Below are 17,408 nucleotides of genomic sequence, written 5' to 3' on the forward strand. Positions count from 1 at the left end.
GCACCTATAAAGATTCGTGCGACACGGAGCGCTATCGATGTCCTCTCGCCTTACCCGCCAGACTGCTTCCCCTTCCCGCGTATTGTCGCTGCTGACGGCCGCCATCCTCATGGCCGGCACTGCACCGCTGATGGCTGCCACCGAACAACCGGCGCGCAACATGGGTGATTATTCGTTCTCGATCGGCCAGCAACCGCTGGTGTCGGCGCTCAATGCCTTCACCAGCGTGACCGGCTGGCAGGTCGGCTTGCCGGCAGAACTGGGTCAAGGCGTGTCGTCGCCGGGCGTGCGCGGTTCGCTGCCGCCGGAAAAAGCCCTGGAGCGCCTGTTGGTGGGGACCAACCTGAGCTTCCGCAAACTGAGCAATAACAATGTGGTGCTGGAGAAGCGCGCCACCAGCGGCGCACTCAATCTGGATCAGGTGACCATCAGCGCCACCCGCCAGGAACAGTCGGTCAATAGCGTGCCGGCCACCGTCACTGTGCAGACCCGCGAGGATCTGGATCGCAACAACGTCAACACCATCAAGGATCTGGTGCGTTACGAGCCGGGCGTATCCGTCGGCGGCGCCGGCCAGCGTGGCGGTATCAGCGGCTACAACATCCGTGGCATCGACGGCGATCGCATCCTGACTCAGGTTGACGGCGTTGAAGTGCCGGACGGTTTCTTCAACGGTCCGTACGCCAAGACCCAGCGCAATTACGTCGACCCGGAAATCGTCAAACGCGTGGAAATCCTCCGTGGCCCGGCCTCGGTGCTGTACGGCAGCAACGCCATTGGCGGCGCCGTCAGCTACTACACCCTCGACCCGGACGACATCATCAAGCCCGGCAAAGACGTCGGTGCTCGCCTCAAAACCGGCTACAGCTCCGCCGATGAGAGCTGGCTGAAATCCGCCACCGTCGCCGGGCGTGCCGAGCAGTTCGACGGTTTGCTGCACTTCAGCCAGCGCGACGGTCACGAAACCGACTCCTACGGCAGCAACAACGGCACTGGCCTGGCGCGCACCGCTGCCAACCCGGAAGACGTCAAGGCCACCAACGTCCTGGCGAAGATCGGCTGGAACTACAACGACGATTCCCGTCTGGGCCTGACCTACGAGAAGTACAAGGACGATCGCGACACGGATCAGAAAAGTGCCTACGGCGGCCCGTACTTCAACGGCGCCCCGACCATCCCCAACAGCATGCTGCCCGGCGGCATGTACCAGTGGCGCACCGGCAACGACACCATCACCCGCGAGCGCTTCGGCCTCGAACACAGCTTTGCCCTCGACAGCCTGCTGGCCGACAACGTGAAGTGGAGCCTCAACCACCAGATCGCCAAGACCGATCAGAGCACCGAGGAGTTCTACTACCCGATGACCCGTAAAGTGCTGCGCACCCGCGACACGGTCTACGAGGAAAAACAGTGGGTATTCGATGCGCAACTGGACAAGGCCTTCGCCATCGGTGACACCGATCACGTGCTGACCTACGGCACCACGATCAAGCAGCAGAAAGTCACCGGCTCGCGCAGCGGCGACGGCAAGTGCCTGGCAGTCGGCCGTGGTTGCACCGCCATCGGCGCCACCAGCGCGGCGGATGTGCTGAAAAAATCCAGCGACTTCCCGGACCCGACCATCAACACCTACAGCCTGTTCGCCCAGGATCAGATCAGCTGGAACAAGTGGACCTTCCTGCCGGGCCTGCGCTACGACCACACCCAGCTCAAGCCGCACATCACTCAGGAATTCCTCAACACCGTGGCCGCCGATGGCAACGGCACGGTCAGCGACGCGAACAAGAGCTGGCACAAAGTTTCGCCCAAGTTCGGCCTGACCTACGCCCTGACCGATAACTACACCTGGTACGGCCAGTACGCCGAAGGTTTCCGCACGCCGACCGCGAAAGCGCTTTACGGGCGTTTCGAAAACAGCACCACAGGCTACAACGTGGCGCCGAACCCGAACCTGGAACCGGAGAAAAGCAAAAGCTATGAAACCGGTCTGCGCGGCAACTTCGAGCAAGGCTCGTTCGACGTGGCGGTGTTCTATAACAAGTACCGCGATTTCATCAACGAAGACGCGGTCACTCCCGGCTACGACGAGCTGACCTTCCAGTCGAGCAACATCAAGCACGCGACCATCAAGGGCGCCGAAGTCAAAGGTCGTCTGAACCTCGATGCGTTCGGCGCGCCGCAGGGCCTCTATACCCAAGGCTCGATCGCCTACGCCTACGGTCGCAACAACGACAACGGCGAGCCGCTCAACAGCGTCAATCCGCTGACCGGCGTATTCGGTCTGGGTTACGACCAGGACAACTACGGTGGCCTGCTGAGCTGGACCGTGGTGAAGAAAAAGGACCGCGTCGACGACAGCAACTTCAAGTCGCCGGATGGCGTCAGCAGCCAGTTCAAGACCCCGGGCTTCGGCATTCTTGATCTGGCCGGCTATTACAAAGTCACCGACGACGTCACCGTCAGCGGCGGCATTTACAACCTGACCGACAAGAAGTACTGGCTGTGGGATGACGTGCGCGGTTACGACAGCGTCGGCGAAGCCTCGGTGACACAACCGGCCAACCTCGATCGCCTGACCCAGCCGGGCCGCAACTTCGCGATCAATCTGGTCTGGGACATCTGATCCGCACGGCCCCGCGACGCGCATTGATCAGCGCGTCGCGGGGCTTTTTTTACGGTTTGCCAGCTGCCCGTTCGTCTCGTTATCAAGCGCCTCTTTTATCAAGGACACCCCCATGACCACTTCGGAAAAAGCCCTGCGTTCACAACGCCTGAACCAGATCACCCACGAGCCGCACAGCAAGCTCGACGCCCTGGTCAAGGCCCACGCGCCGTTCGAAACCCGCGCCAACTTCGCGCGTTTCGTGGTGGCGCAGTACCTGTTCCAGTCGGAACTGGTCGACCTCTATAACAACGCCGAATTGACTGCCATCGTCCCGGATCTGCCGGCCCGTTGCCGCGCCGAAGCCGCGAAGGCAGATTTGGCGGATCTGGAAACTGAAGTGCCGGCGCCTGTGGCTGGCGCGGTGAAAAACCCAAGCAAGGCCCGTGCACTGGGCTGGATCTTTGTCTCCGAAGGTTCGAAGCTCGGCGCAGCGTTCCTGAGCAAACGTGCGGTGGCGCTGGAGCTGAGCGAAACCTTCGGCGCCCGTCACCTGGGTGAGCCTGAAGGTGGTCGCGCCGAGGGCTGGAAAAGCTTCGTGCGCACTCTCGATTCCCAGCAGTTCACGGCCGAAGAGGAAGCCGAAGTCGAGCAAGGCGCGATCGACGCGTTCAACCGCTTCACCGTGCTGCTGGAACAGGCTTACGCCACCGAAGCCGAACCGGCCTGACACAACACAAATCCCTACTGTGGGAGCGGGCTTGCTCGCGAAAGCGCTGTGTCAGCCACCTCGTATGTCACTGACACAGCGCATTCGCGAGCAAGCCCGCTCCCACATGAGAACAGCGCTAGCCTGTAGAATCCCCGATTCGCCTCACTGCAACCCCGAGCCCATGCCGCAACCCGCCACCTCAAAACTCGCCCGTGTGCTGTTCGGCCTGCTGGCCTACGTCAGCCTCGGCATTGGCCTGATCGCCATCGTCGTGCCTGGCCTGCCGACCACCGAGTTCATCCTGCTCGCCGCCTGGGCCGCGACCCGCAGCTCGCCACGCCTGAGTGCCTGGCTGGAAAACCATCGGCTGTTCGGGCCGATCCTGAACAACTGGCGCAACGGCAAGATCATCGCGCGCAAGGCCAAGGTCAGCGCCACGATCAGCATGCTGCTGTGCGCGACACTGATGCTGGTGATGCTCGATCACGGCTGGCCGGTGTATCTGGCAATTGCCGGGATGAGCCTTGGCAACCTGTGGATCTGGTCGAGACCGGAAGCCACCCCTCTCTGAATTCGCACGCTCCCCCTGTGGCGAGGGAGCTTGCTCCCGCTGGAGTGCGAAGCGCTCCCCTGCATTTCTTCTGATTCACCGTGTTTACCGGTTTTGCGACGGCTTCGCCGCCGAGCGGGAGCAAGCTCCCTCACCACAACAGCCTCATCACCACAAAAGCATTCGGTCGTTCACCAGGCTGAAACTTCCCTGTAATTAATCACCTTTTCAGCACAATCCACTGCGCAAACGTTTAGCGCTGACCGTTCGTCGGCAAGCGCCTCATGCACCTTCGCCGCGCGCCGATGAGCAATGCATGGCGCTGAATGGATTTGGCAAACCGGGTAGTTCATCCCGTGGCCACCTGCTCATTCATTCACGAGATCGCCCCATGTTCGACTCTCTCTCCATTCGCCTGAAAATCGTCCTGCTCTCCGGCCTGTGCCTGCTGGGTGTGGTTGCGCTGATCGTCGGCATGAACATTTACCAGACCAACCAGAACGACGAACTGGTCAGCAACTCCAGCAACCAGTTGCTCACCGCCAGTGTGCAGAACCTGTTGCAGGCCAAGGCGGCCGAGCAAGCGGTGCGGGTGCAGAAGACCTTTGGCGAAAGCCTGACGGTGATCACCGCGCTGGCCGATCAGATCAAGGACATGCGGGTGCTGGCCGCCAAGCGTTCGCTGGACGCCGGGGCCCTGCGTGAAGAGTTGAACCTGAGCCTGAAAACCGCATTCCAGCGCAACGACAAGGTGCTCGGCATCTGGCTCGCCTTCGAACCCAACGGCCTCGACGGCAAGGACAGCGAGTTCGTCAACGACGCCGCGCGCCAGTCCAACGAAGCCGGGCGTTTTGCGAGCTACTGGAGCCGCGCTGCCGGCTCGGCGCTGAACACGATCATGGTCGAAGAAGACATGACCAAGACCACCCTCAGCGTCAGCGGCACGCCGTACAACAGCTGGTACACCTGCCCTCGCGACAACAAGCGTACTTGCCTGCTGGATCCGTATGCCGACACCGTGGGCGGCAAGGAAATGTTGATGACCACCATTTCCGTGCCGTTGATCGTCGACGGCAAGGCGATCGGCGTGGTCGGCGTCGACATCGCCCTCGATGCCCTGCAAGCAGCGGCGGTGGATTCCCAGCGTAACCTGTTCAACAACGCCGGGCACATGCTGATCGTCTCGGGCAGCGGCGTATTGGCTGCCGACAGCTCGGACGCCGCCAAGGTCGGCAAAAAGATCGGCGACACCCTCGGCGCCGACGGCAAGGACGTGCTGCAACTGGTCAGCAGCGGCACGCCGAAGATTCTTGAACAGGGCGAGTTGATTCGTGCGGTGTACCCGGTGGATCCGATTGGCAACTCGCGGGCCTGGGGCGTGGTCATCGACCTGCCGAAACAGGTGCTGCTGGCCGACTCGGTGAAGCTGCAAGCGGTACTCGACGATGCACAGGAAACCGGTGTGCTCACCGCATTGGCGGTGGCTGCAGTTGCCGGTTTGATTGGCTTGCTACTGATTTGGCTGACCGCCTCCGGTGTCACACGCCCGATCAACAATGTCGCCGAGATGCTGAAGAACATCGCCAGCGGTGAAGGCGATCTGACCCAGCGCCTGAACTACAGCAAGAAAGATGAACTGGGCGAACTGGTGAACTGGTTCAACCGCTTCCTCGACAAGCTGCAACCGACCATCGCCCAGATCAAACAGAGCATCACCGAAGCGCGTGGCACTGCTGATCAGTCTTCGGAAATCGCCCGCCAGACCAGCGAAGGCATGCAGGTGCAGTTCCGCGAAATCGATCAGGTCGCCACCGCCTCCAACGAAATGAGCGCTACCGCACATGACGTCGCCAACAGCGCGTCGAACGCGGCCAACGCCGCCAAGGGCGCCGATCAGTCGGCCAGGGACGGCCTGTCGATCATCGAGCGCAGCACCCGCGACATCAATCAACTGGCCGATGAAGTCAGCAAAGCGGTGACCGAAGTCGAAGCACTGGCGGTCAACAGCGAGCAGATCGGTTCGGTGCTGGAAGTGATCCGCAGCATCGCCGAACAGACCAACCTGCTGGCGCTCAACGCCGCGATCGAAGCGGCCCGCGCCGGGGAAAGCGGCCGTGGTTTCGCGGTGGTGGCCGACGAGGTGCGCAACCTCGCCAAGCGCACTCAGGATTCGGTGGAAGAAATCCGCATCGTCATCGAGCGCATCCAGACCGGTACCCGTGGCGTGGTCGCGACCATGCATTCGAGCCAGACCCAGGCGCACAACAACGCCGGGCAGATCCGCCAGGCGGTGGATGCGCTGGGCAAGATCAGCGATGCGGTGACCGTGATCAGCGACATGAACCTGCAGATCGCCAGCGCCGCCGAACAGCAGAGCGCCGTGGCCGAAGAGGTCAACCGCAACGTCTCGGCGATTCGCACCGTGACTGAAACCCTGACTGAACAGGCGACTGAATCGGCGGCGATCAGCAGCCAGCTCAATGCCCTGGCGAGCCAGCAGATGAAGCTGATGGATCAGTTCCGCGTTTGAAAATCACCGCAGTCCCCTTGTGGGAGCGGGCTTGCTCGCGAAGGCGGTATGTCAGCGACATTTGAAGTGACTGACACACCGCATTCGCGAGCAAGCCCGCTCCCACAGGGTTGAGTGTTCGGCATTTGGTTTTTTCATCTGACCCGAAATTTTTTTGCACTATCATCGCCCTCTCTCCCGGAGGGCCTTCGATGACTGATTTACTCACGTCCATTCAAGCCGCGCTCGGCTTGCCCCACACGCCGATTCCATTCACCGCCAGCGGCGCCCTGCCCTCGGCGTTCGCCGTCACCGATCTGGCCTGCGCCAGCATCGGCGCTGCCGGTCAGGCCGTCAGCGAGCTGCTCCGGCAACAGACCGGGCACTTGCCCGCGGTGGAAGTCGATCGACGTCTGGCCTCGTTCTGGTTCGCCACTTCGTTACGACCGATAGGCTGGGAAGTCCCGCCGCTGTGGGATCCGGTCGCCGGCGATTATGCAACCAAGGACGGCTGGATCCGCTTGCACACCAACGCCCCGCATCACCGCGCTGCGGCTGAAAGCGTGCTCGGTGCCTGTGCCGACCGCGCCGCAATGGCGGCGAAAGTCGCGCAATGGAACAGTGCCGATCTGGAACAAGCAGTGGTCAGGGCCAAAGGCTGCGCCGCACAAATGCGCAGTTGGGCGCAGTGGCAACAGCATCCGCAAGGCCAGGCGGTGAACGCCGAACCGCTGGTGCATTTCATCGATTCGCAGGATGAAAAGGCCAACACGTGGCAAGGCTCGGTAGCGCAACCGCTGGCCGGGATCAAAGTGCTCGACCTGACCCGCGTGCTCGCCGGCCCCACCGCCAGCCGTTTTCTCGCCGGCCTCGGCGCCAATGTGCTGCGCATCGACCCGCCGACCTGGAATGAGCCGGGTGTGGTGCCGGAAGTCACCCTGGGCAAACGCTGCGTGCGGCTGAATTTGCAGCAACCGGCTGACCGCGTAGTGTTTGAAAACCTGTTGAAGGACGCCGACATCCTGCTGCACGGCTACCGTGCCGATGCGTTGGAACATCTCGGTTTCGGCACCGAGCGCCGCCGGCAACTGGCACCGGGGCTGATCGACGTCAGTCTCAACGCCTACGGCTGGAGCGGCCCGTGGCGCAACCGGCGCGGCTTCGACAGCCTGGTGCAGATGAGCAGCGGCATCGCCGAGGCCGGACAGCGCTGGAAGCAGGCTGACAAGCCGACGCCGTTGCCGGTGCAGGCGCTGGATCATGCGACCGGGTATTTGATGGCGGCGAGTGCGATCACCTTGCTCACTGAACGTTTGCCCAGCGGTCGCGGCGGTTCAGCACGCTTGTCACTGGCGCGCACCGCCAAGCTGTTGATCGAACACGGACCGGGAACGAGCAAAGCGTTGCGCGTCGAGGATAAACAGGATCAAGACTCGCGGTTGGAGCAGACCCCGTGGGGGCCGGCGCATCGCTTGCTGGCGCCGGTGAAGATCGGCGGGACGCCGCTGCAGTGGGCGTTGCCGGCTACTGAATTGGGTTCACACAGCCCGCATTGGTGATGACCATTCGGCCCCCTTCGCGAGCAAGCCCGCTCCCACATTTGAAATGCGTTCCCCCTGTGGGAGCGGGCTTGCTCGCGAAGAGGCCCGCACTGACACCACCGATGCACAATCAATCCACCTACAACGACAACACCCCGCTGTACAAACCATAGGCCGCCAGCCCCGCGCCGATCAGCACGCAGGCGAAAATGCCTTTCTCGACCGGGGTGAACAGCGGCTCACCCTGCTCATGCTTGGCCTTGGCGAACAGCACCACCCCCGGCGCATACAGCAACGCCGACAGCAGCAAATACTTCACCCCGCCGGCATACAACAACCACACCGCATAACACAGGGCGATCCCGCCAATCAGCAGATCCTTGGTGCGTTCGGCCGAGGCATGTTCGTAGGTTTCGCCACGTCCGCTGAGCAACACCGCGTACGCCGCCGACCACAGATACGGCACCAGAATCATCGACGAGGCGAGGTAGATCAGGCTGGTGTAGGTGCCGGCGGAAAACAGTGTGATCAGCAGGAAAATCTGAATCATCACGTTGGTCAGCCACAGCGCATTGACCGGCACATGGTTGGCGTTTTCCTTTTTCAGGAACGCCGGCATGGTCTTGTCCCGGGCCGTGGCAAACAGGATTTCCGCGCACAGCAGCGCCCACGACAGCAGCGCGCCGAGCAGCGACACCGCCAGACCGAGGCTGATCAACAAAGCGCCCCATGGCCCGACGATGTGTTCCAGCACCGCCGCCAGCGACGGGTTCTGCAGGGTTGCCAGTTCGGGCTGGCTCATGATCCCCAGCGACAGCACGTTGACCAGCACCAACAGCGCGAGAACGCCGATGAAACCGATCACCGTGGCGCGGCCGACGTCGCTGCGTTTCTCCGCGCGCGCCGAGTACACGCTGGCGCCCTCGATGCCGATGAACACGAACACCGTGACCAGCATCATGTTGCGCACCTGATCCATCACCCCGCCGAAGCTCGGGTTGCTGCGGCCCCAGATGTCGCGCGTGAAGATGTCGGCCTTGAACGCCACTGCCGCAATGACGATGAACATGATCAGCGGCACGATCTTGGCGACCGTGGTCACCTGATTGATGAACGCCGCCTCCTTGATCCCGCGCATCACCAGAAAATGCACCGCCCACAGCAGCACCGACGCGCAGCCGATGGCGATCGGCGTGTTGCCCTGGCCGAACACCGGGAAGAAGTACCCGAGGGTGCTGAACAGCAGGACGAAATAACCGACGTTGCCCAGCCACGCGCTGATCCAGTAACCCCAGGCCGAGGAAAACCCCATGTAGTCGCCAAACCCGGCCTTGGCGTAGGCGTAGACGCCCGAGTCCAGCTCGGGCTTGCGGTTGGCCAGGGTCTGGAACACGAAGGCCAGGGTCAACATGCCGATGGCGGTGATCCCCCAGCCGATCAGGATCGCCCCGGCATCGGCGCGGGCCGCCATGTTCTGCGGCAGGGAAAAAATCCCCCCGCCAATCATCGACCCCACCACCAGGGCGATCAATGCACCCAGTCGCAGCTTTTGCGTCGGTTGCGACATTCCAGTCTCCCTTTTCCTGACAACGATTCTCGAAACCTGTTTATACCTGTGGCGAGGGGATTTATCCCCGATGGGTGGCATAGCCGCCCCAAAACCTGAGAACTCGTTCTGCCTGATACACCGCGCTTAATGGATCTGGGGCTGCTACGCCACCCATCGGGGATAAATCCCCTCGCCACAAGATGTGTCTATTTCTGGGTATTAACTAAACGGATAAAGCGTAAGTACGTTTTTTGAATAACGCCAATACCGCTCTTATATATAGCCAACAACGCTAACGCATAGCACGACTAATCGCTTTTGTGCGCGAATCCTGATTATTCGATTCTGTACTGAAAACAGATGTGAAAAATTTGCCAAAAGCTGAAAACCAACTAGCGTGATAATTCCAAAGTAATAGGAGAAATTCCCAACCACATCTGCCAAAAGCCTCTGGAATGGGCCTTTTCGGGCAGCAGCTTTATGCCATCAGCTCTTTCATAAGTCATTCATTAACAATGGAATGTGACCATGAACTGATCCAAGTCAGCTGTTTGAACAGACAACAGCATTACGCTGTGAACTCTTCTCTCCTGCAATGGAGTCATGCAATGTCTGAAGCTCCCGGAAAACTACGATTAGGTGCACTGGTTGCCTTGGTCGTCGGCTCAATGATCGGTGGCGGGATATTCTCTTTGCCACAAAACATGGCCGCCAGCGCCGACGTCGGCGCGGTATTGATTGGTTGGGCCATCACCGCTGTCGGCATGCTCACCCTCGCTTTTGTCTTCCAAACCCTCGCCAATCGCAAGCCTGACCTGGACGGCGGTGTCTACGCCTATGCCAAGGCCGGATTCGGCGATTACATGGGTTTCTCGTCCGCCTGGGGTTACTGGATCAGCGCCTGGCTGGGCAACGTTGGCTACTTTGTTCTGTTGTTCAGCACCCTCGGGTATTTCTTTCCGATTTTCGGCGAAGGCAACACGGTAGCGGCGGTGATCGGCGCCTCGGTGCTGCTGTGGGCCGTGCACTTTCTGGTACTGCGCGGGATCAAGGAAGCGGCGTTCATCAACCTGGTGACCACCGTCGCCAAAGTCGTGCCGCTGCTGCTGTTCGTCCTGATCGCGATTTTCGCTTTCAAACTGGACATCTTCACCGCTGACATCTGGGGTGTGAAAAACCCGGATCTGGGCAGCGTGATGAACCAGGTGCGCAACATGATGCTGGTCACCGTGTGGGTGTTCATCGGTATCGAGGGTGCAAGCATCTTCTCGGCCCGCGCCGAAAAACGCTCGGACGTGGGTAAAGCCACCGTCATCGGTTTCATCACCGTGCTGCTGTTCCTGGTGCTGGTCAACGTGCTGTCGCTGGGCATCATGACTCAGCCGGAACTGGCCAAACTGCAGAACCCGTCGATGGCCGCCGTGCTTGAGCACGTGGTTGGTCATTGGGGCGCGGTGCTGATCAGCGTCGGTCTGATCATCTCGCTACTGGGTGCGCTGCTGTCGTGGGTGCTGCTGTGTGCGGAGATCATGTTCGCCGCCGCCAAAGACCACACCATGCCGGAGTTCCTGCGCAAGGAAAACGCCAACCACGTACCGGTCAACGCCCTGTGGCTGACCAACGCGATGGTGCAGATTTTCCTGATCATCACCCTGTTTTCGGCGAGTACTTACCTGTCGCTGATCTACCTCGCCACTTCGATGATTCTGGTGCCGTACCTGTGGTCGGCGGCCTATGCCCTGCTGCTGGCGGTGCGCGGCGAAAGCTACGAAGGCTTCGCGGCCGAACGACGCAAGGATCTGATTATCGGCGGCATCGCGCTGATCTACGCGGTGTGGCTGCTGTATGCCGGCGGGGTCAAGTATCTGCTGCTCTCGGCCCTGCTCTACGCACCCGGCGCGATCCTGTTCGCCAAGGCCAAGCTGGAACTCAAACAACCGATTTTCACTAACGTCGAGAAGCTGATTTTCGCCGCAGTCGTCGTGGGTGCCCTGGTGGCTGCCTACGGTCTCTACGACGGCTTCCTGACCTTGTAACCCTTGATTTGTAATCTGGAGGATCACTGCAATGACCACGGAAAAAGTTAAGTACGGCGTCCATTCCGAAGCCGGCAAACTGCGCAAAGTCATGGTTTGCTCCCCAGGTCTGGCCCACCAGCGGCTGACCCCGAACAACTGCGATGAACTGCTGTTCGACGATGTACTGTGGGTCGCCCAGGCCAAGCGCGACCACTTCGACTTCGTGACCAAGATGCGTGAACGCGGGATCGACGTGCTGGAAATGCACAACCTGCTGACCGACATCGTCGCCATCCCGGAGGCGCTGGACTGGATTCTCGATCGCAAGGTCACCGCCGACTCGGTGGGCCTGGGCCTGATCAGCGAAGTCAAATCCTGGCTGAAAAGCCTTGAGCCGCGACACATCGCCGAATACCTGATTGGCGGCGTATCCGCCGATGATCTGCCGGACAGCTTCGGTGGCAAGACCATCCAGATGTTTCGCGACTTCCTCGGCCACTCCAGCTTCATCCTGCCGCCGCTGCCGAACACCCAGTTCACCCGCGACACCACCTGCTGGATCTATGGCGGCGTGACGCTGAACCCGATGTACTGGCCGGCGCGACGTCAGGAAACCCTGCTGACCACTGCCATCTACAAATTCCACCCGCAGTTCACCAACGCCGATTTCGAAATCTGGTACGGCGACCCGGACAAGGATCACGGCAGCTCGACCCTCGAGGGCGGCGACGTGATGCCGATCGGCAACGGCGTGGTGTTGATCGGCATGGGCGAACGCTCATCCCGTCAGGCCATCGGCCAACTCGCGCTGAACCTGTTCAAGAACAAAGCCGTGGAAAAAGTCATCGTCGCCGGCCTGCCGAAGTCCCGCGCCGCGATGCACCTGGACACCGTGTTCAGTTTCTGCGATCGCGACCTGGTGACGATTTTCCCGGAAGTGGTCAACCAGATCGTCGCTTTCACCCTGCGCCCTGACGAAAGCAAACAGGGCGGCATCGACATCCGCCGCGAAGAAGGCAGCTTCCTCGACACCGTCGCCGCTGCGCTCAACCTGCCGAAACTGCGCGTGGTGGAAACCGGCGGCAACAGCTTCGCCGCCGAACGCGAGCAATGGGACGACGGCAATAACGTGGTGGCCGTGGAACCGGGCGTGGTCATCGGCTACGACCGCAACACCTACACCAACACTCTGTTGCGCAAGGCAGGCGTCGAGGTCATCACCATCAGCGCCGGTGAACTGGGCCGTGGCCGTGGCGGCGGCCACTGCATGACCTGCCCAATCATCCGCGACCCAATCGATTACTAAACGACCATCTCCCCGGCCGCACTCACCCTGTAGCGGCCGGGCCGATTACCGAATCCAAGGAGAATCATCATGGCGTTCAACATCCACAACCGTAACCTGCTCAGCCTGGAACACCACACCCCACGTGAGCTGCGTTACCTGCTCGACCTGTCCCGCGATCTGAAACGCGCCAAGTACACCGGCACCGAGCAGCAACACCTGAAGGGCAACAACATCGCCCTGATCTTCGAAAAAACCTCGACCCGTACCCGTTGCGCGTTCGAAGTGGCGGCCTACGACCAAGGCGCCAACGTCACCTACATCGACCCGAACTCGTCGCAGATCGGCCACAAGGAAAGCATGAAAGACACGGCTCGCGTGCTGGGTCGCATGTACGACGCCATCGAGTACCGTGGCTTCAAACAGGAAATCGTCGAAGAGCTGGCGAAGTTCGCCGGAGTGCCGGTGTTCAACGGTCTGACTGATGAATATCACCCGACCCAGATGATCGCCGACGTGCTGACCATGCGTGAACACGCCGACAAGCCGATCCACGAAATCAGCTACGCCTACCTCGGCGATGCGCGCAACAACATGGGCAACTCGCTGCTGCTGGTCGGCGCCAAGCTCGGCATGGACGTGCGCATCTGCGCGCCGAAAGCCCTGTGGCCGCATGACGATCTGGTCGATCGCTGCAAGAAATACGCGGAAGAATCCGGCGCCCGCATCACCCTGACCGAAGACCCGAAAGCCGCAGTCAAAGGCGTCGACTTCATCCACACCGACGTCTGGGTGTCGATGGGCGAGCCGGTCGAAGCCTGGGCCGAACGTATCCAGCAACTGCTGCCGTACCAGGTCAACGCCGAGCTGATGAAAGCCACCGGCAACCCACGCACCAAGTTCATGCACTGCCTGCCGGCGTTCCACAACAGCGATACCAAGGTCGGCAAACAGATCGCCGAACAGTATCCGCATCTGGCCAACGGCATCGAAGTGACCGACGACGTGTTCGAGTCGCCCGCCTGCATCGCCTTCGAGCAAGCGGAAAACCGCATGCACACGATCAAGGCGATCCTGGTTTCGACCCTGGCTGATCTGTAACTGAAATAGCTCCCACTGAAGGAACCGAATCCCAATGTGGGAGCGGGCTTGCTCGCGAAAGCGGTGTCTCATTCAACAGAGATGTCGACTGATCCGCCGCCTTCGGGAGCAAGCCCCCTCCCACCAAGGCCCCCGGTTCCGGCAGTGCGACCGAGTCGTTTGCCATTCCTCTGTTTTAGAAGGACATGCACCATGCGTATCGTCGTAGCTCTGGGCGGTAACGCCCTGCTCCGTCGTGGCGAGCCGATGACCGCTGACAACCAGCGCGCCAACATCCGCATCGCCACCGAGCAAATCGCCAAGATCCACCCCGGCAACCAACTGGTCATCGCCCACGGCAATGGCCCGCAAGTCGGCCTGCTGTCGCTGCAAGCGGCGGCCTACACCTCCGTCACCCCTTACCCGCTGGACGTGCTCGGTGCCGAAACCGAAGGCATGATCGGCTACATCATCGAACAGGAACTGGGCAACCTGCTGGACTTCGAAGTGCCGTTCGCCACCCTGCTGACCCAGGTCGAAGTCGATGCCAAGGACCCGGCCTTCCAGAACCCGAGCAAACCGATCGGCCCGGTCTACGACAAGGCCGAAGCAGAAAAACTCGCCGCCGAAAAAGGCTGGGCCATTGCTCCGGACGGCGACAAGTTCCGTCGTGTGGTGGCCAGCCCACGGCCAAAACGCATCTTCGAAATCCGCCCGATCAAGTGGTTGCTGGACAAGGGCAGCATCGTCATTTGCGCGGGCGGCGGCGGGATTCCGACCATGTACGACGAGCACCGCAACCTCAAGGGCATCGAGGCGGTGATCGACAAGGATCTGTGCTCGTCGTTGCTCGCCGAACAACTGGAAGCGGATTTGCTGGTGATCGCCACCGACGTCAATGCGGCGTTCATCGACTACGGCAAACCGACGCAGAAAGCCATTGCCGAGGCGCACCCGGATGAGCTGGAACGTCTGGGTTTTGCCGCCGGCTCCATGGGACCGAAGGTGCAGGCAGCCTGCGAATTCGCGCGCCATACTGGCAAGGTCGCGGTGATCGGCTCGCTGGCGGACATCGAAGCAATCGTCCAGGGCACTGCCGGTACACGCGTCAGCACGGCGAAGCCGGGCATCAGCTATCGATAACTAGAAACTCCGGGGGCAGACCGAGGGTCTGCCCTTCTCCCATGCCTTGAAAGGAGAAACCCATGGCCCAGTTTGAACCCGGTCATTTGCACATTGAGCGGCACGCACTGACTCCGGATGACGTCAGTTACAACGTGCACCTCGACTATGAAGTGTTCACCGATCCGCAGAAAGGCAAAGGCATCCAGTTCACGATGCACGGCAACCTTCAGGGCAAGGACATGAAAGAGACCTTCTTCCTGCCCAAAGAGGAGGCCTACAACTTTGCCAACAATGTGACGAAAATCGCCGAGAAGTACGGCATTCCCAAGACCCACAGCCAGATCGGCTCGGTTCACAAGCATTACGACATGATGTTTGAAGACATCCGCAAGCAACTTGATATGAAGTCCGGCGACCCGGTAAATCTCGAGCACTTCGAATAACCTGGATTTTGCACATCCCCTGTAGGAGTGAGCCTGCTCGCGATAGCGGTGTATCAGTCAACATCGTTGTTTCTGACACACCGCTATCGCGAGCAGGCTCACTCCTACAAGGGATCCGTGTTGGCCTGAAATCCTGTGTCCGGTTTCACCATTGCCCCGCCCCAAGGCATACTTGCCCCCCTCCGCATTCCAGAACACTGAACCGCCCCCATGCGTATCCACGTCAGCTTCATCGACCGCGTCGGCATCACCCAGGAAGTCCTGGCTATCCTCGGTGGGCGCAATCTCAATCTGGATGCGGTGGAGATGATCCCGCCCAACGTCTACATCGACGCCCCGACCTTGAGCCCGCAAGTGCTCGAAGAGCTCAAAGATGCTTTGTTCCGGGTGCGCGGCGTGGAGGCCGTGGTGGTGGTCGACATTCTCCCCGGCCAGCGGCGGCATCTGCAGCTTGATGCACTGCTCGCGGCGATGACCGATCCGGTACTCGCCCTCGATAGCGCCGGCAAGGTGCTGCTGGCCAACCCGGCACTGATCGCCCTGTATGGCCGCGAACCGGCGGGGGAAAGTGTCTCGGAACTGTTCAACGATCCCGGCCTGCTGGAAACCCTGCTCGAACAAGGCTTCCGCCTGCCGTTGCGCGAGATTACCGTCAACGGCCAGACCCTGCTGCTCGACGCCACACCGATCACCGACGCCGGCGCGCTGCTGACCCTGTATCAGCCAAATCGCATCGGCGAACAGCTCTCGGCGTTGCACCATGACCACGCCGAAGGCTTCGATGCTTTGCTTGGCGAATCCCCGGCGATCCGCACCCTCAAGGCTCGCGCGCAACGGGTGGCTGCCCTCGATGCGCCGCTGCTGATTCAGGGCGAAACCGGCACCGGTAAAGAACTGGTGGCCCGCGCCTGCCACGCCATCAGCGCCCGGCACAGTGCGCCATTCCTCGCGCTTAACTGCGCGGCGCTGCCGGAAAACCTCGCCGAGAGCGAACTGTTCGGCTACGCCCCCGGCGCCTTCACCGGCGCGGCGCGTGGCGGCAAACCCGGACTGATGGAACTGGCCAACCAGGGCACGGTATTTCTCGACGAGATCGGCGAGATGTCGCCGTACTTGCAGGCCAAGTTATTGCGCTTTCTGAATGACGGCAGCTTCCGTCGGGTCGGCGGTGATCGCGAAGTAAAGGTCAACGTGCGGATCCTCAGCGCGACCCACCGCGACCTGGAAAAAATGGTCAGCGAAGGCCTGTTCCGCGAAGACCTGTTCTACCGCCTCAACGTGCTCAACGTCGAAGTGCCGCCGCTGCGTGAGCGTGGCCAGGACATTCTGCTGCTGGCGCGCTACTTCATGCAGCAGGCTTGTGCGCAGATCCAGCGCCCGGTGTGTCGCCTGGCACCGGGGACTTATCCAGCGCTGCTCGGCAACCGCTGGCCGGGCAACGTGCGGCAATTGCAGAACGTGATCTTCCGCGCCGCAGCGATCTGCGAAAGCAGCCTGGTCGATATCGGCGACCTCGACATCGCTGGCACCTCGGTGGCGCGGCAGACCGACAGCGACGTCGACAGCCTCGAACAGGCCGTTGAGTCCTTCGAAAAATCGCTGCTGGAAAAACTCTACGTCAGCTACCCCTCGACCCGCCAACTGGCCAGCCGCCTGCAAACCTCGCACACGGCAATCGCCCATCGCCTGCGCAAATACGGCATTCCCAACAAACCGTAAGCCGCACGCGGTCAAAAATGTGGGAGCGGGCTTGCTCGCGAATGCGGTCTGACATTCAACATTTGCGGCGTCTGACACACTGCTATCGCGAGCAGGCTCACTCCTACAATGATCTGCGGTGGATTTGAAATCCGTTCAAAACCGACCTCCATCTGTACTGAAAGCGCTACAGCGGAACGATATCGATACACTCTCCTCCGATCACCGCTGTGCAAGGCTTTGATCCGCTTCAGCTTTTCTCCCCGCCCCAAGCTGTAGCGATTTCGCTACAGAGG

General features: G+C 61.0%; 11 protein-coding genes and 2 pseudogenes. 12 read left to right on the plus strand and 1 reads right to left on the minus strand.

All coding sequences use genetic code 11. The features are described from left to right. Positions 1-37: 37 nt before the first annotated feature. The 6 genes and pseudogenes from ACS4NR_RS15040 to ACS4NR_RS15065 all read left to right on the plus strand — a co-directional run bounded on the left by ACS4NR_RS15040 (position 38) and on the right by ACS4NR_RS15065 (position 7,932). Entirely contained in the window at positions 38-2,623 is a 2,586-nt protein-coding gene (locus ACS4NR_RS15040) for a TonB-dependent receptor (protein ID WP_456017782.1), read from the plus strand. A 112-nt stretch (positions 2,624-2,735) separates the two neighbouring features. After that, positions 2,736-3,332, plus strand: coding sequence for a biliverdin-producing heme oxygenase (locus tag ACS4NR_RS15045; RefSeq protein ID WP_456017783.1), 597 nt, complete (start codon positions 2,736-2,738; stop codon positions 3,330-3,332). Positions 3,333-3,495: 163 nt separating this feature from the next. Next, positions 3,496-3,885, plus strand: coding sequence for a YbaN family protein (locus ACS4NR_RS15050; protein ID WP_456017784.1), 390 nt, complete (start codon positions 3,496-3,498; stop codon positions 3,883-3,885). Positions 3,886-4,519: 634 nt separating this feature from the next. Continuing rightward, positions 4,520-5,536 (plus strand): annotated as a pseudogene (locus ACS4NR_RS15055) (PDC sensor domain-containing protein); the annotation flags it as partial. A gap of 333 nt (positions 5,537-5,869) precedes the next feature. Further along, a pseudogene (locus ACS4NR_RS15060) lies at positions 5,870-6,394 on the plus strand (methyl-accepting chemotaxis protein); the annotation flags it as partial. 191 nt (positions 6,395-6,585) lie between these two features. After that, the gene (locus ACS4NR_RS15065) at positions 6,586-7,932 is read left to right on the plus strand and encodes a CoA transferase (RefSeq protein WP_456017785.1); all 1,347 of its coding nucleotides are present in this window, start codon (positions 6,586-6,588) and stop codon (positions 7,930-7,932) included. Between the two features lie 121 nt (positions 7,933-8,053). On the opposite strand, the gene arcD (ACS4NR_RS15070) is transcribed toward ACS4NR_RS15065, so the two are convergent. Beyond that, entirely contained in the window at positions 8,054-9,481 is a 1,428-nt protein-coding gene (gene arcD, locus ACS4NR_RS15070) for an arginine-ornithine antiporter (RefSeq protein ID WP_115984260.1), read from the minus strand. Positions 9,482-10,071: 590 nt separating this feature from the next. Between arcD (ACS4NR_RS15070) and arcD (ACS4NR_RS15075) the strand changes: the two genes are divergently transcribed. The 6 genes from arcD (ACS4NR_RS15075) to ACS4NR_RS15100 all read left to right on the plus strand — a co-directional run bounded on the left by arcD (ACS4NR_RS15075) (position 10,072) and on the right by ACS4NR_RS15100 (position 17,133). After that, entirely contained in the window at positions 10,072-11,499 is a 1,428-nt protein-coding gene (arcD, locus tag ACS4NR_RS15075) for an arginine-ornithine antiporter (RefSeq protein WP_095137046.1), read from the plus strand. A 31-nt stretch (positions 11,500-11,530) separates the two neighbouring features. Further along, positions 11,531-12,787 (plus strand): arginine deiminase, encoded by a 1,257-nt coding sequence (gene arcA / locus ACS4NR_RS15080; protein ID WP_095137045.1) that lies wholly within the window; start codon positions 11,531-11,533, stop codon positions 12,785-12,787. A 69-nt stretch (positions 12,788-12,856) separates the two neighbouring features. Then, on the plus strand, positions 12,857-13,867 hold the full coding sequence (locus ACS4NR_RS15085; protein ID WP_047296014.1) for an ornithine carbamoyltransferase: 1,011 nt from the start codon (positions 12,857-12,859) through the stop codon (positions 13,865-13,867). 192 nt (positions 13,868-14,059) lie between these two features. Beyond that, entirely contained in the window at positions 14,060-14,989 is a 930-nt protein-coding gene (arcC, locus tag ACS4NR_RS15090) for a carbamate kinase (protein ID WP_047599539.1), read from the plus strand. A gap of 62 nt (positions 14,990-15,051) precedes the next feature. Next, on the plus strand, positions 15,052-15,414 hold the full coding sequence (locus tag ACS4NR_RS15095; RefSeq protein WP_007908047.1) for a DUF5064 family protein: 363 nt from the start codon (positions 15,052-15,054) through the stop codon (positions 15,412-15,414). Positions 15,415-15,624: 210 nt separating this feature from the next. Continuing rightward, positions 15,625-17,133, plus strand: coding sequence for a sigma-54-dependent transcriptional regulator (locus tag ACS4NR_RS15100; protein WP_095137042.1), 1,509 nt, complete (start codon positions 15,625-15,627; stop codon positions 17,131-17,133). Positions 17,134-17,408: the final 275 nt, after the last annotated feature.

It is taken from the genome of Pseudomonas sp. JQ36 (assembly GCF_053851495.1).